This window comes from Variovorax sp. V118 (assembly GCF_041154445.1).
In the GTDB taxonomy this organism is placed as follows: Bacteria; Pseudomonadota; Gammaproteobacteria; order Burkholderiales; family Burkholderiaceae_C; genus Variovorax; species Variovorax boronicumulans.
Window position 1 is genome coordinate 5,321,052 of record NZ_AP028663.1, and the last position, 25,045, is coordinate 5,346,096.

The 25,045-nt window shown below is 63.7% G+C and carries 22 protein-coding genes; 8 read left to right on the forward strand and 14 right to left on the reverse strand.

The annotated features are described in order from the left end of the window. The first annotated feature begins 9 nt into the window (after window positions 1-9). The 4 genes from ACAM52_RS24755 to ACAM52_RS24770 all read left to right on the forward strand — a co-directional run bounded on the left by ACAM52_RS24755 (window position 10) and on the right by ACAM52_RS24770 (window position 4,702). Window positions 10-567, forward strand: coding sequence for a TRAP transporter small permease (locus ACAM52_RS24755; protein ID WP_070060225.1), 558 nt, complete (start codon window positions 10-12; stop codon window positions 565-567). A gap of 31 nt (window positions 568-598) precedes the next feature. Then, complete coding sequence (locus ACAM52_RS24760) at window positions 599-1,993, forward strand: TRAP transporter large permease (protein ID WP_095743531.1); 1,395 nt, start codon at window positions 599-601, stop codon at window positions 1,991-1,993. A 47-nt stretch (window positions 1,994-2,040) separates the two neighbouring features. Further along, entirely contained in the window at window positions 2,041-3,567 is a 1,527-nt protein-coding gene (locus ACAM52_RS24765) for a UxaA family hydrolase (protein WP_369644816.1), read from the forward strand. Between the two features lie 76 nt (window positions 3,568-3,643). After that, window positions 3,644-4,702: a malate/lactate/ureidoglycolate dehydrogenase gene (locus tag ACAM52_RS24770; RefSeq protein ID WP_369644817.1), complete on the forward strand. Its 1,059-nt coding sequence runs from the start codon at window positions 3,644-3,646 to the stop codon at window positions 4,700-4,702. On the opposite strand, the gene ACAM52_RS24775 is transcribed toward ACAM52_RS24770, so the two are convergent. The 4 genes from ACAM52_RS24775 to ACAM52_RS24790 all read right to left on the reverse strand — a co-directional run bounded on the left by ACAM52_RS24775 (window position 4,699) and on the right by ACAM52_RS24790 (window position 8,560). Further along, complete coding sequence (locus ACAM52_RS24775) at window positions 4,699-5,583, reverse strand: DMT family transporter (RefSeq protein WP_369644818.1); 885 nt, start codon at window positions 5,581-5,583, stop codon at window positions 4,699-4,701. The genes ACAM52_RS24770 and ACAM52_RS24775 overlap by 4 nt on opposite strands. 188 nt (window positions 5,584-5,771) lie before the next feature. Then, window positions 5,772-6,422: a nucleoid occlusion factor SlmA gene (slmA, locus tag ACAM52_RS24780; RefSeq protein WP_062471138.1), complete on the reverse strand. Its 651-nt coding sequence runs from the start codon at window positions 6,420-6,422 to the stop codon at window positions 5,772-5,774. 88 nt (window positions 6,423-6,510) lie between these two features. Next, window positions 6,511-7,404 (reverse strand): acetylglutamate kinase, encoded by an 894-nt coding sequence (argB, locus tag ACAM52_RS24785; protein WP_062471140.1) that lies wholly within the window; start codon window positions 7,402-7,404, stop codon window positions 6,511-6,513. A gap of 64 nt (window positions 7,405-7,468) precedes the next feature. Then, window positions 7,469-8,560, reverse strand: a complete 1,092-nt coding sequence (locus tag ACAM52_RS24790) for a glycosyltransferase family 4 protein (RefSeq protein ID WP_062471143.1) — start codon at window positions 8,558-8,560, stop codon at window positions 7,469-7,471. Window positions 8,561-8,605: 45 nt separating this feature from the next. Here ACAM52_RS24790 and ACAM52_RS24795 point away from each other — a divergent pair, with 45 nt between their 5' ends. Both ACAM52_RS24795 and ACAM52_RS24800 read left to right on the forward strand, forming a co-directional pair. Further along, on the forward strand, window positions 8,606-9,364 hold the full coding sequence (locus ACAM52_RS24795; RefSeq protein WP_369644819.1) for a glycosyltransferase family 2 protein: 759 nt from the start codon (window positions 8,606-8,608) through the stop codon (window positions 9,362-9,364). An 84-nt stretch (window positions 9,365-9,448) separates the two neighbouring features. After that, the gene (locus tag ACAM52_RS24800; protein ID WP_369644820.1) at window positions 9,449-11,467 is read left to right on the forward strand and encodes an acyltransferase family protein; all 2,019 of its coding nucleotides are present in this window, start codon (window positions 9,449-9,451) and stop codon (window positions 11,465-11,467) included. Window positions 11,468-11,507: 40 nt separating this feature from the next. Here ACAM52_RS24800 and ACAM52_RS24805 read toward each other — a convergent pair whose 3' ends face one another. Next, window positions 11,508-12,572, reverse strand: a complete 1,065-nt coding sequence (locus ACAM52_RS24805; protein WP_307635972.1) for a glycosyltransferase family 2 protein — start codon at window positions 12,570-12,572, stop codon at window positions 11,508-11,510. A 10-nt stretch (window positions 12,573-12,582) separates the two neighbouring features. Continuing rightward, a complete protein-coding gene (locus ACAM52_RS24810) occupies window positions 12,583-13,587 on the reverse strand; it encodes a glycosyltransferase family 2 protein (RefSeq protein WP_369644821.1) in 1,005 nt (334 codons plus the stop codon). 318 nt (window positions 13,588-13,905) lie between these two features. Here ACAM52_RS24810 and ACAM52_RS24815 point away from each other — a divergent pair, with 318 nt between their 5' ends. Then, a complete protein-coding gene (locus ACAM52_RS24815; protein ID WP_159273764.1) occupies window positions 13,906-14,709 on the forward strand; it encodes an ABC transporter permease in 804 nt (267 codons plus the stop codon). A 3-nt stretch (window positions 14,710-14,712) separates the two neighbouring features. Continuing rightward, a complete protein-coding gene (locus ACAM52_RS24820) occupies window positions 14,713-15,414 on the forward strand; it encodes an ABC transporter ATP-binding protein (RefSeq protein ID WP_159273763.1) in 702 nt (233 codons plus the stop codon). 30 nt (window positions 15,415-15,444) lie between these two features. On the opposite strand, the gene ACAM52_RS24825 is transcribed toward ACAM52_RS24820, so the two are convergent. From ACAM52_RS24825 to ACAM52_RS24860, 8 genes are all read right to left on the reverse strand, one after another. Then, window positions 15,445-16,617: a glycosyltransferase gene (locus tag ACAM52_RS24825; RefSeq protein ID WP_369644822.1), complete on the reverse strand. Its 1,173-nt coding sequence runs from the start codon at window positions 16,615-16,617 to the stop codon at window positions 15,445-15,447. Continuing rightward, on the reverse strand, window positions 16,617-17,897 hold the full coding sequence (locus ACAM52_RS24830; RefSeq protein ID WP_369644823.1) for a hypothetical protein: 1,281 nt from the start codon (window positions 17,895-17,897) through the stop codon (window positions 16,617-16,619). The genes ACAM52_RS24825 and ACAM52_RS24830 overlap by 1 nt, the downstream gene beginning before the upstream one ends. A 250-nt stretch (window positions 17,898-18,147) precedes the next feature. Next, a complete protein-coding gene (locus ACAM52_RS24835) occupies window positions 18,148-18,546 on the reverse strand; it encodes a GtrA family protein (RefSeq protein WP_369644824.1) in 399 nt (132 codons plus the stop codon). A 49-nt stretch (window positions 18,547-18,595) separates the two neighbouring features. Continuing rightward, window positions 18,596-19,552: an NAD-dependent epimerase/dehydratase family protein gene (locus ACAM52_RS24840; protein WP_159273760.1), complete on the reverse strand. Its 957-nt coding sequence runs from the start codon at window positions 19,550-19,552 to the stop codon at window positions 18,596-18,598. Continuing rightward, window positions 19,549-20,520, reverse strand: coding sequence for a glycosyltransferase (locus ACAM52_RS24845; RefSeq protein WP_369644825.1), 972 nt, complete (start codon window positions 20,518-20,520; stop codon window positions 19,549-19,551). The genes ACAM52_RS24840 and ACAM52_RS24845 overlap by 4 nt, the downstream gene beginning before the upstream one ends. A gap of 74 nt (window positions 20,521-20,594) precedes the next feature. Continuing rightward, window positions 20,595-22,133: a glucosyltransferase domain-containing protein gene (locus ACAM52_RS24850; protein ID WP_369644826.1), complete on the reverse strand. Its 1,539-nt coding sequence runs from the start codon at window positions 22,131-22,133 to the stop codon at window positions 20,595-20,597. Between the two features lie 43 nt (window positions 22,134-22,176). Continuing rightward, a complete protein-coding gene (locus ACAM52_RS24855) occupies window positions 22,177-22,944 on the reverse strand; it encodes a glycosyltransferase (RefSeq protein ID WP_159273757.1) in 768 nt (255 codons plus the stop codon). After that, window positions 22,937-24,901: a glycosyltransferase family 4 protein gene (locus ACAM52_RS24860; protein WP_369644827.1), complete on the reverse strand. Its 1,965-nt coding sequence runs from the start codon at window positions 24,899-24,901 to the stop codon at window positions 22,937-22,939. Before ACAM52_RS24860 ends, ACAM52_RS24855 begins: the two co-directional genes overlap by 8 nt. Window positions 24,902-25,045 lie beyond the last annotated feature (144 nt).

Below are 25,045 nucleotides of genomic sequence, written 5' to 3' on the forward strand. Positions count from 1 at the left end.
GGCCACACGATGAGCGACGACAAGCTGCTGGGCGACGACGGCGAGTTCCACGCCAAGGACGAGGCCGTCGACCTGTCCGGCACCACCGTGGAGGCCTGGGCCGCCCTGGGCATCTTCTGGGTGCTGGGCCTCACGGTGCTCTACCAGTTCGTGACGCGCTACGTGCTGAACGACTCGGCCTCCTGGACCGAGGAGATCGCGCGCTACCTGCTGGTGGGCACGGTGTTCGTGGGCGCGTCGATCGGCGTGGCGCGCAACAACCACATCCAGGTCGACTTCTTCTACCGCCACATGCCGCCGGCCATGGGCCGCGCGCTGGGCCTGCTGGTCGACGTGCTGCGCACGGCGTTCTTCGCGGCAGCGGTGGTCATGACGGTGCAGATGATGCTCAAGATCGGCAACAACGCGAGCATGACCATCGTCGACCTGCCGATGAACATCGTCTACGGCGTGTGCCTGCTGGGCTTCGTCGCCATGTGCGTGCGCTCGGTGCAGGTGAGCGTGGTGCACTGGCGCCGCGGCTACTGCGTGCTGGAGCGGCCCGAATCCACGATCGACGACCGCTGAGGTCGCAACCCCACCCCACAACGACAACAACATGCTGAAGATCGCCTTCCTGCTCTTCATGAGCGCCGGCATCCCGGTCGCCGTGGCCATGGCCGGTGCCTCGCTGGTCTACATCCTCTGGAGCGGCAACCTGCCGGGCTTCGTCGTCATTCACCGCATGGTGAGCGGCGTCGACAGCTTTCCGCTGCTCGCCGTTCCCTTCTTCATCCTCGCCGGCAACCTGATGAACAACGCCGGCATCACCAACCGCATCTACAACTTCGCGCTCGCATTGGTGGGCTGGCTCAAGGGCGGCCTGGGGCACGTGAACATCCTGGGCTCGGTGATCTTCTCGGGCATGAGCGGCACCGCCATCGCGGACGCGGCGGGCCTGGGCACGATCGAGATCAAGGCGATGAAGGAGCACGGCTACTCGACCGAGTTCGCGGTCGGCGTGACCGCGGCCTCGGCCACGCTGGGGCCGATCATTCCGCCGAGCCTTCCCTTCGTGATCTACGGGATGATGGCCAACGTGTCGGTGGGTGCGCTCTTCATCGCGGGACTGATGCCGGGACTCATCATGACGCTGCTCATGATGCTCACGGTGGCCTACTACGCGCACAAGAACGGCTGGGGCGCGGACGTGAAGTTCCAGTGGCCGCGGCTCATGAAGGCGCTGGTCGAGCTGCTGGTGGTGTGCCTGTGGCCGACGCTGCTGTGGTTCGCAGTCGACAAGTTCGGCGCGCCGGCCCAACCGGCGGTGGCCATTGCGCTGGTGATCCTCTTCGCGGCCGACAAGGTCTTCAAGTTCGAGGCGGTGCTGCCGATCATGACGCCGGTGCTGCTCATCGGCGGCATGGCGACGGGCCTGTTCACCGCCACCGAAGGCGCCATTGCCGCCTGCGTGTGGGCGATGGTGCTGGGCTTCTTCTGGTACCGCACGCTGCAGTGGAAGATGTTCGTCAAGGTCTGCCTGGAGACGGTGGAGTCGACCTCGACGGTGCTCTTCATCGTGGCGGCCGCCTCGATCTTCGGCTGGATGCTGACGGCCACCGGTGTCACGGCCGACATCGCGAGCTGGGTGCTCAACTTCACCAAGGAAGCCTGGGTGTTCCTGCTGCTCGCGAACCTGCTGATGCTGTTCGTGGGCTGCTTCCTGGAGACCACGGCGGCCATCACGATCCTGGTGCCGATCCTCTTGCCGATCTCGAACCAGCTGGGCATCGACCCGGTGCACTTCGGCGTGGTGATGGTGCTCAACCTCATGATCGGCGTGCTGCACCCGCCGATGGGCATGGTGCTGTTCGTGCTGGCGCGCATCGCCAACCTCAGCATCGAGCGCACGACGATGGCGATCCTGCCCTGGCTGGTGCCGTTGCTGTTGAGCCTGGGCATCATCACCTACTGGCCCGCCACCGTGCTGTGGCTGCCGAAGATCATGCAGTAACGACCACCGCCGGCGCACCCGCGCCGGCTCCGAGAACGATACCCACGATGACCCCCTACATCCGACTCCATCCCGCCGACGACGTCGTCATCGCGCGCTCGCAACTGCTGGGCGGCACGCTCGTCGAGAACGTAGCCGTGCGCGGCCTGATCCCGCCGGGCCACAAGGTCGCCATGCGCGCCATCGCGCAGGGCGAACCGGTGCGCCGCTACAACCAGATCATCGGCTTCGCGAGCAAGCCCATCGCGCCCGGCGAGCACGTGCACACGCAGAACCTGGACATGGGCCCCGACAAGGGCGACTTCGAACGCGACTACGCCTTCGGCGCCGACGTGAAGCCCGCGCCCGCGAAGCGCGAGGCCACCTTCATGGGCATCAAGCGCGCCGACGGCCGCGTGGCCACGCGCAACTACATCGGCGTGCTGACCAGCGTGAACTGCTCGGCCACGGCCGCGCGCGCCATTGCCGACCACTTCTCGCGCAAGACGAATCCGCAGGCGCTCGCGGCGTTTCCGAATGTCGACGGCGTGGTCGCGCTCACGCACGGCACGGGCTGCGGCATGGACACGCAGGGCATGGGCATGCAGATCCTGGAGCGCACGCTCACGGGCTATGCCACGCACCCGAACTTCGCGGGCGTGCTGGTGGTGGGGCTGGGCTGCGAAGCCAACCAGATCAACGCCTGGCTCGCGACCGGCCACCTGGCCGAGGGCGAGAACTTCCGCACCTTCAACATCCAGGACACGGGCGGCACGCGCAAGACGGTCGAAAAAGGCGTGGCGCTCATCAATGAAATGCTGCCGCGCGCCAACGCAGTGAAGCGCGAGCCGTGCAGCGCGGCGCACATCACCATCGGGCTGCAGTGCGGCGGCTCCGACGGCTACTCGGGCATCAGCGCCAACCCGGCGCTCGGTGCGGCAGTCGACCTGCTGGTGGCGCACGGCGGCACGGCCATCCTCAGCGAAACGCCCGAGGTGTACGGCGCCGAGCACCTGCTCACGCGCCGCGCAGTGAAGCGCGAGGTCGGCCAGAAGCTGGTCGATCGCATCAAGTGGTGGGAGCACTACACCGAGATCAACGAGGGCGAGATGAACAACAACCCCTCGCCGGGCAACAAGGCGGGCGGGCTCACCACCATCCTCGAGAAGTCGCTGGGCGCGGTCGCCAAGGGCGGCACCAGCAACCTCGAAGCCGTGTACGAGTACGCCGAGCCCGTCACCGCGCACGGCTTCGTCTACATGGACACGCCGGGCTACGACCCGGTGAGCGCCACGGGCCAGGTGGCGGGCGGCGCGAACCTGATCTGCTTCACCACCGGTCGCGGCTCGGCCTACGGCTGCGCGCCCTCGCCCTCGCTCAAGCTCGCGACCAACTCGGCGCTGTGGCAGCGGCAGGAAGAAGACATGGACATCAACTGCGGCGAGATCGTCGACGGCACGGCCTCGATTGCGGAGATGGGCCAGCGCATCTTCGAGCTGGTGCTGGCCACGGCCTCGGGCGCGCACTCCAAGAGCGAGCAGCACGGCTACGGGCAGAACGAGTTCGTGCCGTGGCAAGTCGGCGCGGTGATGTGAGGCCCACGCAGCCCCTGCCCGCCCGCCCCTTCAGCCACGCCACGCCATCCCATTGAACGCAAGAGGAGCCTGATCCATGTCCAGAACCCTGCCGGCCGACGGCCTGCAAGCCAACGTCGCCCGCATCCTCGAAGCGGCGGGCAGCAGCGCCGCCGAAGCACAGCAGGTGGCCGCCAACCTCGTGCTGGCCAACCTCAGCGGGCACGACTCGCACGGCGTGGGCATGCTGCCGCGCTACATCGATGCGGTGGCCGAGGGCGGGCTCGTGCCCAACGCCGCCGTGAAGGTCAACCTCGACATCGGCACGCTGATGGGCCTGGACGGCCAGCACGGCTACGGGCAGATCGTCGGCGTGCAGGCGATGGAGCTCGGCATCGCGCGCGCCAAGCAGCACGGCAGCTGCATCTTCACGCTCGCGAGCGCGCACCACCTGGGGCGCATCGGCCATTTCGCGGAGATGGCAACGGCGCAGGGGCTGGTGGCGATGCACTTCGTCAACGTGCTCTCGCGGCCCGTGGTGGCGCCCTGGGGCGGCGGCGACGGGCGCTTCGGCACCAACCCGTGCTGCATCGGCATTCCGCTGGCGGGCGCCGAGCCCTTCGTGCTCGACTACGCGACCAGCCGCGTGGCGCAGGGCAAGATGCGCGTGGCCCACAACAAGGGCGAGCAGGTGCCCGACGGCTACCTCATCGACGAACGCGGCGCGCCCACCAACGACCCCGGCGTGGTCGTGGTGCCGCAGGGCAACGGCCTGTTCGGCGCGCTCATGACCTTCGGCGAGCACAAGGGCTACGGCATGGCGGTGGCGTGCGAGCTGCTGGGCGGCGCGCTCACGGGCGGCGGCACCTGGCACCGGCCGGCGGACACGGCGCGCACGGTGCTCAACGGCATGCTGACGGTGCTGATCGACCCCGCAAAGCTCGGCACGCAGAAGGCCTTCGACGAAGAGGCGCGCGAGTTCATCGGCTGGCTGCGGCAAAGTCCGCCGGGCCAGGGCTTCGAGGCCGTGCAGATCGCGGGCGAGCCCGAGCGCCAGGCGCGCGCGGCACGCCGGCGCGACGGGGTGTGGGTCGACGACGCGACCTGGGGCGAGATCGTCGCCGCCGGCGCGAAGGTGGGCGTGGCCGTCGCCTAGCGTCGCGCCGCCTGGCGCGACTTCTGGCTCAGCACCAGCGCGATGCCGCCGAGGATCGCCACCGAGGCGAGCGCCAGCCGCGGCGTGATCGCTTCCGACAGGAACAGCACGCCGCCGAATGCCGCCAGCAGCGGCACCGACAGTTGCACCGTGGCCGCCCGCAACGCCGACAGCCGGCCCAGCGCCGCGTACCAGACCACGTAGCCGAGCCCCGAGGTCAGCGCACCGGAGGCCACGGCCAGCGCGACGCCGCGCGCATCGGCGTGCGCGCGCGTGGCGAACACCAGGCTCAGCGCCAGGGCCAATGGCACGGCGCGCAGGAAGTTGCGCGCGGTCGCGGCCAGCGGGTCGGCCACGCCCCGGCCGCGCAGCGAATACACGCCCCATGCCACGCCCGCCACCGCCATCAGCACGGCGCCCAGCAGCGGCGGCGCCGCAACGCCCGGCGACACCAAGTAGACGAGGCCGGCCGCCGCAAGGACAAAGCCGCACCACGCCAGCACCCCGAAGCGCTCGCCACCGCCCAGCCCCGCGCCCAGCATCGTGAGCTGCACCGCGCCGAAGAGGATCAGCGCCCCCGTGCCCGCCGGGAGGCTGAGGTAGGCGAAGGAGAAGAACGCGACGTACGCGAACAGCATGACGGCCGGGAGCCAGCCGGTGCGCCCGAGCGCGGGCGGCTGCGATCGAAAGCGCACGACAAGCGCCAGCGTGATCGCCCCGGACGCGAGCCGGATGCTGCCGAAGCTGGCGGGGTCGATGCCGCCGTGCTGCAGCGCGAGCCTGCACAGCAGCGAGTTGGCCGCGAACGCGACCATGGCGACCGCGGTGAGCGCAACGGCGTGCAGGAGAGGGGCCGGGCGGGCAGCGGCGGCGTCAGGCATGGCGCGCCCCGGAAGGCCAGCGGTTGCGGGAAGGACAAGCACTCATGCGAGCCTCCGATCCAGAGGTCATGCGAAACGGGCTTGTCACCGCGGCACCGCGTGGCGGCAAGGGAGGAAATTGATCGTACGCGCCGCAAGGGGCCGCGTCGAGTTGAGCGGTGTGGCGCCGGACCTGCCCGGCCTCGCCTTCAGACGATCAGGGCGATCGTGGCTTCCAGGTGTTCCGACGGTGCCCGGCGGAAACCCGAGCGCGCAAAGCGCTGCAGCTGCCCCACCACGAAGGCCGTGAGCGCCGCGGCGCGCACCTGGGCGTCGACGCTGGGCGTGGCCGAGCCGTCGGCGGCGGCCGCGCCGCGCAGCACCTGGCGCAGCGTGGCCTCGATCTTGTCGAAGAACTGGTTCATGCGCTGCTGCAGGCGCTCGTTCTCGAACACCAGCGCGTCACCGACCATGACGCGCGTCATGCCGGGGTTGCGCTCGGCGAACTGCACCAGCAGCACGAGGATGCGGGCTGCCTGCTGGCTGCCGGTGGCGCCTTCGCGCTCGAGGATCTGGTTGACCAGCGTGAAGACGCTCTGCTCGATGAAGTCGATGAGGCCCTCGAACATCTGGGCCTTGCTCGCGAAGTGGCGGTACAGGGCCGCCTCGCTCACCTCGAGCCGCGCGGCCAGCGCGGCGGTGGTGACCCGCTCGGCACCGGGCTGCTCCAGCATGGCGGCCAGCGCCTGCAGGATCTGCACGCGCCGTTCGCCCGGCTTGGGGCGCTTGCGCGTCGGTGCGGCGGCGGGCGTGTCGGCCGGGGTCTCTACGCCGGGGGCAGCTGTCTCTTCGTTCTGCATGGGAGCGCGTGCAAAGATGTAATCAATTGATTCTCGCACAGCGCAGTGAGCGCGCGCCTTCCGTCGCAGGAAGGCACGCGCGGGGCGCTCAGCGCGCCCGGATCATCGTGCCGTAGGCCTGGTCGGTCAGGATCTCGAGCAGCATTGCGTGCGGCACGCGGCCGTCGATGATGTGCACCGCATTCACGCCGCTCTTGGCCGCGTCGAGCGCGCCTTCGATCTTGGGCAGCATGCCGCCCGAGATGGTGCCGTCGGCGAACAGGTCGTCGATTTCGCGCGCGCTCAGGTTGGTGAGCAGGTTGCCGTTCTTGTCGAGCACGCCGGGCGTGTTCGTCAGCAGCATGAGCTTCTCGGCCTTGAGCACCGTGGCCAGCTTGCCGGCGACGACGTCGGCGTTGATGTTGTAGCTCTCGTTCTCCTCGCCGAAGCCGATCGGGCTCACGACGGGAATGAAGGCGTCGTCCTGCAGCGCCTTGACCACGCTGGGGTCGATGGAGACGATGTCGCCGACCTGGCCCACGTCGTGGTGCACGTTCGGGTCGGTGCGGTCGGCCAGCTTGAGCTTCTGTGCGCGAATGAGGCCGCCGTCGCGCCCCGTGAGGCCCACGGCCTTGCCGCCGGCCTGGTTGATCAGGCCCACGATGTCCTGCTGCACCTCGCCGGCCAGCACCCATTCGACGACTTCCATGGTCTCGGCGTCGGTCACGCGCATGCCCTGCACGAAGCTGCCCTTCTTGCCCAGCTTGTTCAGCGCGGCCTCGATCTGCGGGCCGCCGCCGTGCACCACCACCGGGTTCATGCCGACCAGCTTGAGCAGCACCACGTCTTCGGCGAAGTCGGCCTGCAGCGCCGGGTCGGTCATGGCGTTGCCGCCGTACTTGATGACGATGGTCTTGCCGTGGAACTTGCGGATGTACGGCAGCGCCTGGGCCAGGATCTCGGCCTTGTCGCGCGGAGGGATGTTGAGGACGGGGTCGGTCATGGGCGGTCAGGCTCCAAAGCGGTGGACGATGGGAAGAATTCTCGCAACAAGGCGGCGTCGGCGGTCAGGGCCGCAGCCAGCGCGGGACCTTGAAGCGCACGATCATCAGGTACGCCCCGACGTAGGTCGTGACGAACAGAAGGCAGAACAGCATCAGCACGAAGGTGTTGTTCCAGAACAGCACCGCGGGCACCACCGACAGCGCGGCGAACATCCACAGGTAGGGCGAGGTGCGGTTGTTGCGCGCCAGCAGCTGGCGCGCCTCGTCGTCCGCGAAGGCCACGCGCACGATGCGCCGGAAGATCAGCTGGTGGAAGTGCAGCGCGTCGGCCGTGCCCGGCGACTGGCCCCGGGCCAGCTTGCGGTAGATGGAGAACAGCGTCTCCCACACCGGGTAGATCAGCAGCAGCATCGGGAACCATGGCGACACCACGCGGTGGCGCTGCACCAGCGTCACGCAGGCCACGGCGATCACCATGCCCCAGACGTAGGCGCCGCCGTCGCCGGCGAAGATCTTGCCGCGCGGGTAGTTCCAGACTAGGAAGCCGAAGGTGGCGCCGACCAGGCAGATCACCATCGCGGCCAGCTGCCGGTCGCCCAGCTGCAGCGCGACGTGCGAGATCGCCAGGCACACGAGCACGGCCACGGTGCCGGCCAGCCCGTTGTAGCCGTCGATGATGTTGAAGGCATGCGGCAGGCCTCCGATGGCCAGGGCCGCGAAGACCAGTGAGGCATAGGGCAGCAGCGCCAGCCAGCCGTCGAGCGTCTCGAAGCCGGTGCGCGCCACGCCCAGCCCCTGCACCCAGCACACCAGCAGCGCCGAGCCGATGGTCAGGCCCAGCCGGTAGCGCACCTTGACCTGCTGCGTCACGTCTTCGACGATGCCGCCGAGCACGGCGGGCAGGATGCACACCAGCGTGAGCATCGAGGACTTGAGCGGCCAGGCGATGTTCAGCGGCTCGATCAGGCCGGCGCCCAGCCAGGCCGCGCTCATGCCGAGCATGATGCCGGCCCCGCCCAGGCGCGGCACGTGGCCCTTGTGGAAACGCTGGGGCATGTCGGCGCCGTAGCGGCGCGCGTGTCTGCGCGCGCGGCGCATGAACAGCTGCACCGCGATCGCGGAGACGAAGAAACTGAGGATGATCAGGGCAATCATGTGTGGGGTTGGGGGAACCCTAGAATTCCCGAGCGAAATTAGACCATGCCCACGCCCCCTTCTTCACCCCACGCCCCGGTCACCCTGTCGATCGTGAGCCACGGCCAGCTCGCGCTGGTGCTGCCGCTGCTCGAGCAACTCGACCGGCACAGCCGGGACGCGATCGCCAAGGTCGTGCTCACGCTGAACATTCCCGAGGCCGACCTGCTTGCAGGACGCCAGTGGGGCTTTCCCATCGAGCGCATCGAGAACGCGGCGCCCCTGGGCTTCGGCGCCAACCACAACCAGGCCTTCGCGCGCTGCGACACGCCCTGGTTCCTGGTGCTCAACCCCGACATCCGCTTCGACGCCGACGTGCTCGCCCCGATGCTCGTCCAGGCCGCACCCGACGCCGGCCTGATGACGCCGCGCATCCTGGAGTCGGGCCGGCCCGAGCCCGAGCCGCACCGCGCGCTGCTGACCCCCTTCGAGATCCTGGGCCGCAAGAAGCCCGGCTACCAGCCGCCGGCCGTGCCGGCCTGGATTCCCGGCCTGTTCATGCTGTTTCGCAGCGAGGCCTACCGCCGCATCGGCGGCTTCGACGAGCGCTTCTTCATGTACGGAGAAGACTTCGACATCTGCGCCCGCACCCGGCTGGCCGGCTGGAAGCTCCAGGTGACCGAAGACCTGCGCGCGCGCCACGATGCCCAGCGCGCCAGCCACCGCAGCAAGAAGTACCTGTACTGGCACGTGACCAGCCTGCTCAAGGTGTGGCTGTCGGGCGCTTTCTGGCGCTACTGGCGGCTGCAGCGCGCCGCTGCCTGAAAAGGCACGGCGGCGTTTGCGAGGACAATCGGGGCCGAAAAGCCCCGCACGAAAAGCCCGCAAGCGCCGCTTTCAGCACCGACGATGACGACCACGAGCAGCCCGACCTCCCTCCCCGAACACGCCCACCTGGTTCACCCGAAATACCGCCCGGACATCGACGGGCTGCGCGCCGTCGCGGTGCTCTCGGTGCTCGGCTACCACGCGTTCCCGCAGTGGATCAAGGGCGGCTTCATCGGCGTCGACATCTTCTTCGTCATCTCGGGCTTCCTGATCACCACCATCATCCTGGGCAGCTTCCAGGGCGACGGCTTCAGCTACCGCGAGTTCTATGCGCGCCGCGTGAAGCGCATCTTCCCGGCGCTGGCGCTGGTGCTGCTGGCCACCATGGCCTTCGGCTGGTTCGCCCTGCTGCCGCACGAATGGGAACAGCTGGGCAAGCACGTGGCCGCGGGCGCGGGCTTCGTCTCGAACTTCGCCTTCTGGAGCGAGGCCGGCTACTTCGACAACGCCGCCGAGACCAAGCCGCTTTTGCACCTGTGGTCGCTGGCCATCGAGGAGCAGTTCTACATCTTCTGGCCCGTGCTGCTGGGCCTGGCCTGGAAGCGCAAGTGGCGCATGCTCACGGTGCTCGGCACGGTGGCGGCAATGTCGTTCCTGCTCAACGTGACGACCATCCACAGCCACCGCACGGCCGCGTTCTATTCGCCGCTGTCGCGCTTCTGGGAACTGATGATCGGCGGCATGCTGGCCTACGCGCGGCTGCACCGCCCGCCGCCGCAGCCGGGCTGGAGCCGCCACGCACAGTCGATCGCCGGCCTCGTGCTGATCGTGCTGGGCCTGTGCTACATCCGCGGCGGCAAGGCCTTCCCGGGGTTCTGGGCCATCCTGCCGTCGGTGGGCGCCTTCTTCTGCATCGCGGCGGGACCGAGCGGCGTGCTCAACCGCTACGTGCTCGCGTCCAAGCCGATGGTGTGGGTCGGGCTGATCAGCTACCCGCTCTACCTCTGGCACTGGCCGCTGCTGGCCTATGCGCGCATCCTGGAAGGCAAGCTGCCATCGGACGGCATCCGGGCGCTGATGCTGGTGGCGTCGTTCGTGCTCGCCTGGCTGACCTACCGGTTCGTCGAACGCTACACGCGCCGCAGCGAGAACCCGACGGTGACGGCGGGGCTGGTGGCCGTGATGATCGGCTTCGTCGTGCTCGGCCTGCTGGCGACCACGCGCTACTACGTCGGCCGCCACAGCGATCCGTACTTCAACAAGACCGCCGCGGCCGCCAAGGACTGGGCCTACCCGGACGGCCTGAGCCCGATCAAGGTCGACGGCGAGGTGCTGCAACAGATCGGGCAGGGCAAGCGGCGGGTGCTGTTCTTCGGGGACAGCCATGTCGAGCAGTACGGGCCGCGCGCCGTCGAGCTCTCCAAGACCTCGCCGGGCACGCTCGATTCGCTCTCTTTCGTGACCTGGGGCGCCTGCCCGCCGATTCCCAACGTGGTCGACGAGCAGAACAACCTCTGCGGCGAACGCCGCGACGGCGGCATGCGGCTGGCCATGAGCGACCGGTTCGACGCCGTCGTCTTCGGCGGCTGCTGGAACTGCTACTTCACCGAGACCGGCAAGCCCAACGCCGAAAACGCAGCGGCCGACCGCTACTACTTCTTCGACGGCAAGGACAAGCGGCGCTTCATGGGCGGCGGCGGCGTGGACTTCTCGCTCAACATGCTCGAGACCGTGCTGACCACCTTGTCCAAGCACAAGCAGGTCTACCTGCTGCTGGACAACCCGGTCGGCGAGGGCTTCGGCCCCGAGGAGTTCATCAAGGGCGGCCGCCTGGGCGACATGCAAGTGGGCAAGATGTCGCCCACCGCCCCCTGGGACCCGAGGCAGAAGGCGCTGCACGAGCGCATGCGGCAGATCGCGCAGCGCAGCGGCGCCATCGTGATCGACCCGATCCCGACCCTGTGCCAGAAGGACTGGTGCACCCGCGCCGATGCCGACGCCACGCCGATCTACAAGGACGCGGGCCACCTGCGCGCCGAGTACGTGCGCTCGCACGCCACCTACATGGACCCGGCGATGACGTCGGCGCCGGCCCGCTGAGGACCAGGCTGCGGCGGCCTGCGGGCCGCCGCGGCGCGCATCAGGACTTGTAGACCTTGCGCAGGCTGCGGATGCCCGGCAGCTTCGTCAGCGCGCCGATGAAGCGCACCATGCCCGGCGTGCTCCGGCGCAGCAAGAACAGCGTGATCCACAGCCGCAGCTTCTTCTTGCGGCCCACATACGGGTTCGCGAAGACGATGGCCGCGTAGTCGTCGAGCACCGCCGTCATCTCGCCGCGGTACTGGTCGTCCTTCTTGATGGCCTCGATCGCTTCGTTCACGAAGAACAGCTGGAAGCGCGGCATCAGGTATTCGCGCAGGTAGTAGCGGCCGCGCTGGTGCTCGTCGGGGAACATCTGCAGCAGCTTCTTGAAGTACTTGAAGCGGCTGCGCACCATGCGGATGCCGAACGAGGTGCTGGCCGTGTGGATGCACCAGACCGTCACCGCCTTGTCCACGAAGTGATTGCTGTAGCCCTTGCGGAAGATGCGCAGGAACAGGTCGTCGTCCTCGTAGCCCATGAACTGCGAATCGAAGCCGCCCACCGCGTCGAAGGCCTTGCGGCTCACCAGCGCGGCCGAGGGCAGCACGAACATGTCGTAGCGCAGCAGGTCGAAGATGCTGCGCTTCGGGTGCTGCGCGTGGTCCTTGATGACGCCAGTGCGGATCACGTTGCCGTCGCCGTCCGCCTCGTACAGGTCGGCGTAGATGTAGCCGAACAGGCGGTCGTCCCACGGGATCGACGACACCAGCGTCTCGATGTGGTTCGGCAGGTAGAAGTCGTCCTGGTCCAGGAAGCAGATGTACTCGGAGGTCGACGCCGCCACGCCCGCATTGCGCGCCGAGCCCTGGCCGCCGTTCTCCTTGTCGAGGATGCGGAACGGATAGCGGGCCGCCAGCCCGTCGAGCGCGGCGCGCTCCTCCGGGCGGGAGCCGTCGTTGACCACGATCACCTCGTGCGCGGGCACCGACTGCTCGAACACGCTCTTCACCGAGCGTTCGATGAAATCGGCGCCGTTGTAGAACGGAATGATGACCACGACGTTCGGCCAGGCCATCGGCTCGCCGGGCGGGGAAGGGTTCGCGGGGGCGTTGGTTGGGTTCATTGTTGTTGTGTCAGACAGATTCGAAAAGATCGCGGACCACGCCGCGCACCCCGCGGCCGAACTTGTCATAGCGACCGGTCATGGCCTCGCGCAGGATCGGCACGCACCGGGCCAGGCGCGAGGCCGGCAAGGCGGCGCGGAAGCGCTGGTGCACGATCTTGCTGCGCACCTTGTCGATGATCTCGGGGGGCACGCGATCGCCCAGTTGCAGCAGGCGCTCCAGCAACAGCTCGGCCTTGATCGCGCGCTCGACGTGCGTGTTGCCCCGCGAGGCGAGCGCCTTGCGCACCTTTTCCTTGAAGGTGTCGCGGCGGGCACCGATCTGGTTGGATTCGTGCTGGCGGTATTCGATGAGCGGCTCTTCCAGCAGGTCGACCCGCGACGTCGTCGACGCGATGATGGCCAGCCATTCGTCGTGCACCCACTCGACGGGCAGCGGCAGCGCATCGGCGAGCAGCGCACGACGGAAAACCGTGGTGGCGCCGGTCACGAGGTTGCGGCGCAGGAACACATCGAACGCCCGGCCCGTGTGGATCCGCTCGAGCTCCGACGGTGTGACCTCCAGCGCATGGAACAGCGTGTTGCCCAGGTCGCGGCCTTGGGAATCCACCAGGCGCGCGTCGGTGTGCAGCAGCCAGAGGTTGTCGTCCTGCACGAAGGGCGCCACCATCCGCTCGAGCCGGTCGGGCACCCACACGTCGTCCTGGTCGCTCAGCGCGATCAGGTCGCCGGTGCAGGCCGAGATGGCCTGCTCGAAGTTCTTGACGACCCTCAGGGCCACCGGGTTCTCGAAGACCCGCAGGGCGATGGGCGGCCCGGGGCGCTCCGCCGCGCATTCGGCCACCGTGGCGCGCACGACATCGACCGAGCCGTCGCGCGAGGCGTCGTCGGACAGCACGATCTCTATCGGCGGCCGGGTCTGCAGGCAGATGCTGCGCACCTGCTCGCGCAGGAAGCGGGCGCCGTTGTAGGTGCACAGGGCAACGGAGACTTCGAGAGGACGGGGATTGCGCATGGGTGGATCGTTTTTCTGTCGGGCATGCTGCCGATGGCAGCCGCAGCCCGTCCGATCGGGGGAGCGGTGGGCTCTTCCATGGTTACGAATTGCAGGGGAACCGGAGCCGGTAAAATTATCTCTCAGTTGATACTCTGAATAAAATGCGCGGGCTCGCACGAGCACCGTCCCGGCCCATCCGGCCATAGCCCTCCAAGAAATCCCGCTTGACCCCCTCGGCCACGAAGCGCTTTTGCTCATCGCCGTTTCACGCGGCGGTGGGAACCTGACCCTGCACATCAGCATCCGCATGGCAGACAAAGACACTGACGCACACGCATGAGCCAAGTTCATTCCAATCTCCACCGAAGCGCCCTGGCCGACTGGTGGGAAGGCACCCGCCGCACCGATATCTGGTGGACGCTGGCATGGTTCGACGTGGTGCTGCGTTATCGCCGCTCCATGCTGGGCCCCCTGTGGCTCACACTGAGCATGGGCGTCATGATCGGCGGCATGGGGCCACTGTATGCCTCGCTCTTCGGCACCCACCTGGACAAGTTCTTCCCGCACCTGGCACTCGGCGTGATCTTCTGGGGGTTCTTCTCCGCCGTAGTCACCGATGCCTGCAACGCCTTCGTCGGCGCCTCCAACTACCTGAAGCAGGGCTACTTTCCCATCAGCCTCTTCGTGTGGCGGGCCTTGGGGCGCAACCTGATCCAGTTCGCCCACCAGATCGTGCTGTACATCCCTGTCGCCATCTGGGCCGGCGTCTCGCTGTCGTGGTCGGCGCTCATGGTCATTCCGGCCTTCCTGATCCTCGTCGTCAACGCCCATGCGCTCGGCCTGCTGCTGGGCCTCATCTGCACCCGCTATCGCGACGTGACGCAGATCATCACCAGCATCATGCAGATGCTGATGTTCCTTACCCCTGTTTTCTGGCTTCCCGAGAACCTCCCGGGCCGCGCCAAATACGTGCTGTGGAATCCCTTTGCGCAGATGCTCGACCTGTTGCGCACCCCGCTGATGGGCGGCGAAGCCCACCTCCACAGCTGGATCGGTATCGGCGTGTGGACCGTGTTGTGCCTGACCGCCGCGAGCGTGATGTTCGTCAAATACCGTCGCCGCGTCGTTTACTGGCTCTGATCCATGGCATCCATTTCACTCAAGAACGTTTCGGTCAGCTTCCCCATCTACGGGGCAGGCTCGGTGTCACTCAAGAAGACGCTGGCGGCCTCCGTCACCGGCGGGCGCTTCGGCAAGGAAACCGGCGTCACCGTGGTGCAGGCGCTCAGCGGCCTCAACCTCGAACTCAAGAGCGGCGACCGGCTGGGGCTGATCGGCCACAACGGCGCGGGCAAGTCCACGCTGCTGCGCACGCTGGCGGGCGTCTATGAACCGTCGTCGGGCGAGTTCACGCGCCAGGGCTCCGTGGCCAGCCTGATCGACCCCGCACTGGGCATCGAGATGGACGCCACCGGCATCGAGAACATCATGCTGCGCGGCCTCGTCATGGGCATGAGCAAGAAAGAAGTCGACCGGCTCACGCCCGACATCTGCGAATTCAGCGGCCTGGGCGAGTACGTCAACATGCCTGTTCGCACCTACTCGACCGGCATGATGATGCGACTGGCGTTCTCCATCTCGACCAGCGTCGAAGCCGACATCCTGCTGATGGACGAATGGCTGTCGGTGGGCGACGCCGCCTTCACCGAGAAGGCAGAGAAGCGGATGCGCGATGTGGTGTCGAAGTCGGGCATTCTGGTCCTGGCCTCCCACTCACCGGAGCTGATTGCCAAGGAGTGCAATCGCGTGATCCATATGGAACACGGGCGGATCGTCGAACGCTGAAGAAGCGCGCCCCGGGAAGCGCCCGGCCGGTCAGGCGATCTGCAATGCGTTGAGGATCGCTTCGGTCTGGTGCTGCCAGCCGAACTTCTGCAGCGCATCGCGCCGGGCCTCGGTCGCCATCGCCTCATAGCTCTCGGCACTGCGGTCCACCGCCTGCAGGATCGCCGAGGCCCACTCATGGGCTTTCGCGATATAGCCGTTTTCGCCGTGACGAATGGCGCGGCGATAGGTGAAGCTCGGCGAAGCGATGCTCAAGGTGCCCACGCTCGCCGCCTCGAAGTACTTCAGTTCGGACTTGCAGTCGGTGAAAGCATTCGATTGCAGCGGCATGAGATTGAACTCGACCGTTCCGAGCAGCCGCTGCAGGTTCACGTAGTCATGGAACGGCTGCCGACTGACGCGATTCGAGAAGGCGCGCATCGCGGGCCCGTGGTCGATGTAGCCGACCACCATCACCTCGATATTCGGCCGCATCGCCAGCACCTCCGCCAGCGCCGGCTCCACGATGGCGTAGTCCAGGCGGTGCGAAGGCGAACCGCTGAAATAGCCCAGGGTGACCTTGCCGTCACCCGAGAAGCGCATGCGTTGCTTCTCGGCAAAGACCTTCTCCGCAAGCCCTAGCTGCTCCTTGTTCATGAAGTTCGGCACCACGGACACGGGAAGGCCCGAATAGTCCGCCAGTTTCCGAGCCAGGAAGTCATTGGTCGTGATGGCTCCGTCACACAGTCTCAACGTCTGCCCCATGCGGGAGATCATGGCGAACCAGTCGTCCCACAGCCCTTTCTGCGTGACATCGAGGCCCAGGGTTGCAACCACCAGGTGGGCATAGTCCGTGTCGAACACCAGGTCGTCGACGTCGAACAGCACACGCTTGCGGCGCGCGCGGAACTTGGTGATCAGGCCGTTGACCTGGTGGCAATAGCGCGAGCGGCAGATGACCAGCACATCCGCGGCATCGGCGATCTCGTCGAAACGCGCACTGTCGGACAAGAAGAAGTAGCTGGCTGAAACATGGCTGCCCGCATCGAGTTCGTTGAGCACCTGGGCCATGTTGTAGGCCCGGTAGCGGAACGTGCTGTTGTTGGGCTCCTCATAGAAGTACGCCACACGCACCGAACGCCTATGCAACATGGCCAGGCGTGCGGAAACCGGCAGAAGCCAAGGGTCCGCATAGGGAACGCCGGGTGTGTTCAGCGCAAACATCAGCGTGCCGCCGTGAGCGCTCGAAGGACCGCTTCGAACGCCTGCGCCCAATCCGTGCCCAACCCGTTCGCGGCGTAGTTGCGACTGCGCGTTTGCGCGTCTCCTGCCAGTGCGACCCCTTCCCGTAGAGCCTCGAGCAAGGCCTCCACGTCCAGATCCGCGCAAAGAATGTTCGGCGAATAGCTTGAAAGATCCTGCTTGTTGGCGAACCTGTTCGTCACCACCACCGCACCGCTGGCTGCGAGATCGAATGGCGGATAGCTCGGATGCGGCGTGTACATCAGGCTGAGCCCCAGATCGATGGTGCCCACGAGATCGGCATAGGCCTTCCAACCGAGCCCCTCGCATCGCTGAGGCCTGCTGCCATCGGCAAACGCCACGTTCGGAATGTCCTTCCCAACGAGGAACACATCCCACTGCTCGAGGTCGAGAATGCCTTCATTGACTGCGCGATCGAGGAGCGTCAGGCCGACATGGAAGAGGTTGCGCGGATTGTTGGGGCGGGCGTAGAAGAAGAAGCGCTTCTTGCCTCCCGGCTCACGATCACGCACATGGAACAGCGACTTCGGAAACGCCGGCTCGAACCAGCACCCCGTGCGGCTCAGGTGCGTGAGGCCGGAGGCAATCAGATGGTCGTAGAGCAACTGCGTATTGACGACGAAGCGGATGTCCTCGGTGCGCAAGACCTGCTCGCAATGCACTCGCTCCTCGCCAAACGGATAGAACATGCGCTCATCCTCCTGGAGGAGATAGATGATCGATGCATGCGGAACACTCGGCAACGCGGCGGCCGTCGTCCACCAGGAGGTCGTGATGAAAGTTTCGTCCGGGTGGATGTCCAAGCCGGGCGAAGCCGTTTCGCCCTGTCGGCTTGCATCCGGATTCATGTCCGAGAGCGGTGCGAAAGCGAACTGGATTTCGTGCTGGAGTTCGACGCCGTACGCATTCAGGATCTGCCAGGCATTGCCGGGAATGGGGGCTTCGGTCCGGGTCACGACCCGCAACGTTGCGTTCATGCGATTGGCCAACTGGGCCGAGAACAGCAAGGCCGTACCCACGCCCCCGAACAGGCTGTCCGAGCCGATGCTGTCCGTCACCAGGCTGACGCGCGGCAGCGAAGGCTGCGGAATGACATAGGTTTGCAGGGGCTGCTGCGAAATAAAGCGCTGCCCGCAGATTTGCGGCACCGTCCCGCCGCGCTCGACGATGGCCGGCGCGACTTCCACCTTCGTGAACACCGCACGGCCGGCGATGACGTCCCCTAGCTTTTCGCGAATCAATCTTGCAGCCGCTCGGGTTCCGTGCTCTCTCCAGAACTCTATGAAGCGTCGACCTCGCATACTCATTTTTGTTTCCTGTTTTTCTTTATCAAACTCCGACACGAGAGATCGTCGGAATATGCAACATCGCGAGAGAGAAAATCAAATCGACCCTACCTTTTGGCGGAGTAGCCAGGGCTTATCGACCTAAACCGAACCTCTACAAATAAACACTCAGCTTTCCGTTTCACACACTACGAAGACATGGTGTTTATTCTATTTTCAAACGAAACACCAAGTACTTGCTTATCAGGTATGCCACAACCGTATAGACCGGCATGCCAAGCGCCTGAGCCAGATAGGTATTTATACCAAACCCATCGATTGCCGTCATGACTGTCAGCAGATTGGCTGCATATGCCAACGCTGTGGCCAAAAAGAACTTCACTGCCGCGGGGACCATGAGGCCGCTGTATGCAAATGTCCATCGGCTGTTCAAGATAAAACTCACGCAGATTCCAACCCCGTAGCCAATGGCATTGGCGGCGACATCGCCGGCTTTGAAAAAATATTTGGCAGAATAGATTATCGACAAGCCAACCAATGTATTGACAACACCAACCACGAGAAATCGAACGAATTGAAAGGAAAAAATTTCACCCCTCTTCATACCAATTTCTGCCTACAAATCCGAAAAGCACTCAAAAATTGAAAATCCGTCATCGGAGGAGTCTCTCCGGATTGGCATGTGCGGCCCGCTCGGCACTGAGGATCTGATGTATTCCAACTCCCAGGCTGCGTATCTGCGACAACCGCCTTCCATTTCCGACAACAGACCGGAATTGAATTTTTCTTTGATAGAGGCTGGAAACCTTGCTAGCACCCGTCGTGATCTTGGGCGGCTTTCTGGAAATTCTCTTGAAAATGGAAATGATCTCAGCGATCGTTGTCGGCCGTCCCGATGCGACGATCTTCAGCAGCACGCCCGGCCAGAAACCCGGTTCGCGCAGGGTGCCAATGATCTCGGATGCCGCATCGTCCACCGAGATGTAGTCGCGGATGGTGTCGATCGGAACATAGATACCGACCGGGCGATTGCGCACGATGCTGCGGGCCATGTGCGTCAGAAGCCCTTGCGCCTTGCCAATGGCCTGCCCCGCGCCGTAGAGAGTCGATATCCGGGCCAGCAACACGCAGATCTGCGGGTGTGCAACTCCGAAATCGCGCAGCAGGTCTTCCTGGCGCAGCTTTGCTCGCGCGTAGGCGCTGTTGGGCGCCGGTACGGAGTTCTCGGTGATGACCTCGTCCTTGGACGACGCGTAGATGGCTCCGGCGGAGCTCGAAAGCACCAGCGCACCCGGCATCGCCAACAGCGCGTCGTTCGACTCGATCAGCCGAACGAGCAACGCGAGCGCCCGCACCTCAGGCTCAAGTGATTCCTCGGCACTGCCCATCGTTCCGATACCGGCGGCCCAGTAGATCTCCCACCTGGATGCTTGACGCGCGTGGGACGAAAAAGCGTCGACTGCGGCCTCGATCTGCAACGCGAGCCGTGCTTCATCCCCCCAGCTGAAATGCTCGGCAGGAACGAATGTCTCTGACCCATCGAGTCGCAGGGCACGACAAAAAGCGGAGCCCAGCAAACCGCGGCTACCGAGGACCCACGTCAAGGTCATGGGCGATTCGACCGGGTCGGCTTCGAGCTCACCACATAGAGCGGCTTGCCCATGGCAATGCCCATCGTCACCGCCAGGTACTCCGCGATCACACCAAGCGCCGTCAGGATGACGCCAGAGAAAAATGCCACCACGACAGCGAGCGATGTCCACCCTTCGACCGGGACCTGCCCTGTGTACTTTTCGTAGATGGCGTAGATCGCAAATCCCATCGCCAACAGAATCGAGAAGAATCCCATGATGGTGATGAGACGCAGCGGTCGGGTGCCGGTCGTGAGCACCAGGCTCCAGAAATGCCTGACCAGTGACAAGAAAGAATAACCCGAGGGGCGGCCCAGTTCTTCCCTGAGGCGCAATGGGCAGTGCCCCACACGGCCCGTGATCCAGAACAGCCCGACATCCAGATAAACACCATTGCCGCAATAGGCGGACAACGTCCTGGCAATTTCGCCATCGATGAACCGGAAGCTGTTGAAGCGGCCGATGGTCTTGTTGCCGAGAAGGCGCGTGCTGATGCCTTTGGCCGTCCGGCTCATCAGGTTGCGCAACCAGCCATGCGGCGGCGGATTCGTGGGTTGTGCGTAGACGAGCTGGAGCGAAGCATTCAAGGCCAGGTCCAGCATCGCGCCAATGCTTGTGGGGTCCTGCTGGCCGTCTTCGTCCATGGTCACGACCCAGTCCCCCGTGGCGCTGGCCATGCCGGCCATGGTGGCGGCGTGCTGTCCATAGTTCCGGGACAGCCATACCGGCTGAACGAATGCATGGCTCTCCGCGAGCGCGGTCATGGTGAGGTCCGACCGATCCGGGCCGCAATCGTGGACCAGCACGACTTCGCTGACAACGAACGAGTTGCCGCCTGCTGTGACTTGCGGGTGTGTCAGTTTCTCGATTTCGGCCACGAGAATTGGCAACGTCTTTTCCCCCGAATAAACCGGGATCACTATGGAAATTCGTTCTAACCTGTTCATTTTAATAATTCTAACAGTTTAATTTTTTGCCATTGAAATAGAACGCAAGCCCGAAATTTCCTTCAAAACAAACTTCACTTCTTCAAGCAAACAATGGCCAGATTTTCAACAATAGAGATTGACCCTCTATCTGGCCACGGCTTGGATTTTTCGCAAAACTTTTCGCCAATCATATTTTGATCACCAGAGGATTTTTTGAAGGCATAGCCGGAAACCTCGACAAGCAATGGCACTCTTGAATATTCTGGAGAAAACGCTGAAATATTCATATCCCCCTGAATCGTATTCAACCGAGAAGAGTGATGCCAACTCCCGCTGCTTACAAAAACATACTCAACTCTCGAAAATTTCTCTTCTTGCTCAAGACGAGCAATCACTCGATTCGCCTCGGCCCTGTCCCACGAATTCACCCTCTTTTGGTCCGCAAATATTTGATTGCTTATGAGAACAAAAGACACCAATAAGAGAGTTAAAAATCCCGAAAAAATACTCCCCGGTATTTTTCCCAAAAAGCCTCGCACCACCGAATAGCCGACAAGCAACAGCAATCCGACAATCAATGCAACCTGGGGAAGCACCCTCGGCACGGGATGCCAGTCCTTGAATGGAGCGATCACGCCCACCGTCACTGGAATCAGCAAGAGCAAACTCAGCGCAATGCCCAGAAAATCAAAAAACTTCTTTGAATCTCTTTCCTGAGACCAGAAAATTCTTGCCGTCAAAATCACAGCGATAGAAATCATCGCGGCAACAAAAACCTTCAACCACCGAGGGGATACCGGCTCACCCAACCAGTAGATCTGAAGCAGAAGATCCTTGATCTGCCCAATTCTCTCCACAAGGAACCCGCGTTCAATGAGGTTCGCTCGTCCCGTCAACTCGATCCACCCCAGGCTCTTCGATGCGCTAAGAATGACCAGGAAGATAAACGCAGAGGCAAGGCAGACGAGCATCAATGCCGCCGCGCGTCGTTTGAGATCCTGTCCGTCGGCCACGTCAAAGCCGATTCGTTTCCAGGAAATCGCTCCGAACAGGTACGCAAAAATGATGGCTACGGAAAAATAGTTCAGAAACCCTTGGTAGATGAACAACATGCCGACCGTGGCACCCAGTGCAATCACGATGTTTGGCCACCTCAACGGCCCTCGCAAGATCATCTCCAAAGACACGATGGAAAATGCCGCCGCTACACAATACCCGGGCAACACCATGCGAAAGGTCAGTATCTCCGCCAGATAGGGGTGGACCACCATGACCGCGCCCACCAACGCCGCCCCCCGCGCATTCGCGACACCTACGAATCGCAAGATGGAAACGACCAGCGCGGCCTGAAGGAGCAGCGCGCAGACGCCGAGCGATATGTACAAGTCATTGATGTTCACCCCGAGGGAGTCGATGAAGCTGTCAATGCCCCCAAGCAGGAACCGGCCCTGTGTCAGGAATACGCTCAGCTCGCCCTTTGTAAATCCCTGCCCGAACGCATAGTCATCGACGGCAAAGCCGCGCGCCAGAACCCCGCCTTTTGCAATCAGTGCTGCACCAAATACGATCAGCAGCAACTTGACATGAGTGCTCTCCCACCCGTCAAGAATTTTGAATTTTGTTTTTTCCATCACACATTGAAGCCAAATTAAGAAGCTTCTCGGGAAGCGCGAACTAAACTGCGATGCGAAGCTTCGAATCAGGCCTCCTTGCCTGGTTTTTCAGGACCTTCTTGAAAATATCACTGGGCGCTGCGATGCAACCTGCCGAACTCGTTTGACGAACCAAAGAAATTCTCTTCATCCGGATGGCATGCCCGGTTCCTGGAACGCATTTGTGCACGGCGCCCGCAGACATCACCTTGAGATTCCAAGCCCAATCTTCGTAACCTATTTGTGCTGCCAGATCTGTTTCCGGATAGGGATTTTCCACAAGGAATTCCCTGCGCACAAAACAAAGTGACGTCCAGTAGTTCACCAACGCAAGCGCGGCCGTGTCGAAATTCTTGCTTTCGGCATCGATATGCACAAAAACATGAGGGTCGTGCCCGAAATAGACATTCACCTCCGGGTGAAGCACGAGCTCCCGCTCGTCCGCACTCGCCATGGCATAGGCGTCCGAAAGCCAGGTAGGGCCCCAAAGATCGTCGCCGTCGAGAAACGCCACGTACTCGCCCTCGGCCATCAATGCCGCCTGGTTTCGAGCATGCCCGACATCACCATGGTTCATGGGAACCACGCGCACATGAGGAAACCTTGCGACGCTGTCGCTGACGATCTCGACAGAAAGTGCGTCCGCGCGGTCCATCGCAACGAGCAGCTCGGTGGTCAAACCCTGTTCTCGGGCCACCTCGAAGCAGGCCCAGACACTGTCCAATGCCGGCTTGAGCCACAAGCCTTCCTTGTGCCCATTGACGATCGCCGTGACGTGAAACTTAGACATGCTCGGCCTCGCTGGAGGATATGGATGAGAAAGGGAGTCCTGCCTTGAATGCGGACCAGGAACGCTCGATGCCCAGTTTTTTCCTCATGGCCTGCAGGCGACGCTGCACCTCTTCCGGGTTGTCGAGAATTTCCTGGATGGCCGCGCAGTAGGCGCGCTCGTCGTCCAGGGCATCGATCAGCCATCCGGTTTCGTTGGTCACCAGTTCGCAGACGCCTCCGACATTGCTCGCGATGATGGGGACGCCTGCGGCGGCGGCATTGATCAGGACCGTCGGCATGCCCTCGAAACGCGACGTGAAGAGGAAGGCGGCATACCGCTCCAGGGGAAGCTTGCTGAACGAGGCGAACATCCCCAGCAGACGCAGCTTGGGCTGCGTTTCTGCGAGCGCCGCCAGTTCGGCTTCGCGCTGAGGCTCACCGCCGCCGTAGACATCCAGTGCGACCTCCGGCAGAGACCGGATGATCCGCCCCAACAACTCCGTATTTTTCTGATGGCAGAACCGGCCTGCCCAGAAGATGGCCGGTCGCTGTTCGTCGGCTTGGGCTTTCTTCGCAATCTCTCGCAAATCGTCCAATGCAGGCTGAGGCAGGAAATGGAGCTTCTGCGTCAATGCAGGTGTAAATCCATACCTCGCCACCACTTCTTCAAGGAAGACGTTGGTATCGAAATAGATCTTGTCGACGTTATGGATCGCAGCCCGAAGGTGCGTATCCGCATACCCCGCCCCGCGGCCATCTTCCGTGAAGTCGCGGCAGAACAGCGTCGTGTAGACCTTGCATATCGACTGAAAAGCCTTGCCCTTTTCGACCAGGGCGGCCCAGCACGCCAAGCTGTTTACGTTCGTGATCGACTCGGGCTGAAGCGCGAATATGAGCGCCTCGACAATGCGTTGTCTGTTCTGCTGATTGAGATCGGCGTCGTAATCGGACAAAACCAGCACCTGTGACCCCGAGGGGAGCCAGTCGAAGGCGTCAACCTTGTCATGATCGGTCAAGACGAGCAGCGTGGCAGAAACGCCAACCGCCTCCTGGGCCGCGCGCAGGATGTTGACCCCAGCGAGATCCGCCCCGCCCTTGACAAGCCACGGCATGAAAACGACGTGCCGGATTCCAGCAGGCAAATCATGAAAAATTTCAGTCCACGCTGCACCGAGTTCATCGGTCGGGATGCTGAAATTCGGGCGCAGCCTCAAGTGCTTGCCGTGCAACGGGTGGCACGATTCGATTTCGGGGTCGAGCGTCATCAGGTCTGCAACGGTCCGTTTGACGACCGATGCGATCTTGGGCGGCATGCCCTTGAAGCGACCTTCCTTCATGCCGTGCTTCAGGTAGTGCAGCAGTGGGTGCACGCCGTGCAAGACGACATCCGGATAGATGTCGCAATACCACTCGCAATCGAAGTTCTCACTGGCCTTCAATCCTTCGAAGCCGCCATGCCGCAGGAAATGAAGGTAAGGGTCCTGATTCTTCAGATGCGGGTAATTTTCGAGGTACCACTCGGCATCGAAGAGGTCCGTTTCATGGAGCAATTCGAGATCGCGAATCTCCTGCTCTGTCACGAGCAACGTGCCATTTCTTGAATAGCGACTGAGATCAATGGCTGGCGCCGAACGTCGCTTCTCGGAGAGGGGCACGCGCATCGGTGGGCGGACAACTGCAACCTTCCGACCCTCCTCTTTGCCCCACTTGAGGTAGTGCACCAAAGGATTGAGGCCCCTGTACGCCACGTCCTTGTTGGCCTTCAGATACCCTGCCGCATCGAATTTTTCGCTCGGTGCACGCCCTTCCCTGCCGCCGAACCGAAGAAAATGCCGAATCTCAGCGCCTTCCGGAACATCCGGATTGCGCTCCCGATACCATTCTTTATCGAACAGATCCGACTGCCGGAGCAGACCGGCATCGCGATACTCGTTCACAAGCTGAGCGCTGCGCTTCAATAGCTTTTTGAAATTCATTCCGGGTTTCATGAAAATTGATGCGCTTCCTCGCGTTCACACGCTCAGGCCTTTGTCCGTCGATCGAATGCGCATGAGGCCGGAGCCGTTCGGCTCACTCCATCAGAAGCAACTCACATTCACGGGCAGCGGGAATATTTCAAA

What these genes read in the sequence shown, in the direction of transcription:
- ACAM52_RS24765 (WP_369644816.1), top strand. Translation starts at nt 2,041, where the DNA reads ATGACCCCCTACATCCGACTCCATCCCGCCGACGACGTCGTCATCGCG.
- ACAM52_RS24795 (WP_369644819.1), top strand. Translation starts at nt 8,606, where the DNA reads ATGCCCACGCCCCCTTCTTCACCCCACGCCCCGGTCACCCTGTCGATC.
- ACAM52_RS24820 (WP_159273763.1), top strand. Translation starts at nt 14,713, where the DNA reads ATGGCATCCATTTCACTCAAGAACGTTTCGGTCAGCTTCCCCATCTAC.
- ACAM52_RS24760 (WP_095743531.1), top strand. Translation starts at nt 599, where the DNA reads ATGCTGAAGATCGCCTTCCTGCTCTTCATGAGCGCCGGCATCCCGGTC.
- ACAM52_RS24810 (WP_369644821.1), bottom strand. Translation starts at nt 13,587, where the DNA reads ATGCGCAATCCCCGTCCTCTCGAAGTCTCCGTTGCCCTGTGCACCTAC.
- ACAM52_RS24770 (WP_369644817.1), top strand. Translation starts at nt 3,644, where the DNA reads ATGTCCAGAACCCTGCCGGCCGACGGCCTGCAAGCCAACGTCGCCCGC.
- ACAM52_RS24850 (WP_369644826.1), bottom strand. Translation starts at nt 22,133, where the DNA reads ATGGAAAAAACAAAATTCAAAATTCTTGACGGGTGGGAGAGCACTCAT.
- ACAM52_RS24855 (WP_159273757.1), bottom strand. Translation starts at nt 22,944, where the DNA reads ATGTCTAAGTTTCACGTCACGGCGATCGTCAATGGGCACAAGGAAGGC.
- ACAM52_RS24790 (WP_062471143.1), bottom strand. Translation starts at nt 8,560, where the DNA reads ATGATTGCCCTGATCATCCTCAGTTTCTTCGTCTCCGCGATCGCGGTG.
- slmA (WP_062471138.1), bottom strand. Translation starts at nt 6,422, where the DNA reads ATGCAGAACGAAGAGACAGCTGCCCCCGGCGTAGAGACCCCGGCCGAC.
- ACAM52_RS24835 (WP_369644824.1), bottom strand. Translation starts at nt 18,546, where the DNA reads ATGAAGAGGGGTGAAATTTTTTCCTTTCAATTCGTTCGATTTCTCGTG.
- ACAM52_RS24815 (WP_159273764.1), top strand. Translation starts at nt 13,906, where the DNA reads ATGAGCCAAGTTCATTCCAATCTCCACCGAAGCGCCCTGGCCGACTGG.
- ACAM52_RS24860 (WP_369644827.1), bottom strand. Translation starts at nt 24,901, where the DNA reads ATGAATTTCAAAAAGCTATTGAAGCGCAGCGCTCAGCTTGTGAACGAG.
- argB (WP_062471140.1), bottom strand. Translation starts at nt 7,404, where the DNA reads ATGACCGACCCCGTCCTCAACATCCCTCCGCGCGACAAGGCCGAGATC.
- ACAM52_RS24775 (WP_369644818.1), bottom strand. Translation starts at nt 5,583, where the DNA reads ATGCCTGACGCCGCCGCTGCCCGCCCGGCCCCTCTCCTGCACGCCGTT.
- ACAM52_RS24840 (WP_159273760.1), bottom strand. Translation starts at nt 19,552, where the DNA reads ATGACCTTGACGTGGGTCCTCGGTAGCCGCGGTTTGCTGGGCTCCGCT.
- ACAM52_RS24825 (WP_369644822.1), bottom strand. Translation starts at nt 16,617, where the DNA reads ATGTTTGCGCTGAACACACCCGGCGTTCCCTATGCGGACCCTTGGCTT.
- ACAM52_RS24755 (WP_070060225.1), top strand. Translation starts at nt 10, where the DNA reads ATGAGCGACGACAAGCTGCTGGGCGACGACGGCGAGTTCCACGCCAAG.
- ACAM52_RS24800 (WP_369644820.1), top strand. Translation starts at nt 9,449, where the DNA reads ATGACGACCACGAGCAGCCCGACCTCCCTCCCCGAACACGCCCACCTG.
- ACAM52_RS24805 (WP_307635972.1), bottom strand. Translation starts at nt 12,572, where the DNA reads ATGAACCCAACCAACGCCCCCGCGAACCCTTCCCCGCCCGGCGAGCCG.
- ACAM52_RS24845 (WP_369644825.1), bottom strand. Translation starts at nt 20,520, where the DNA reads ATGAACAGGTTAGAACGAATTTCCATAGTGATCCCGGTTTATTCGGGG.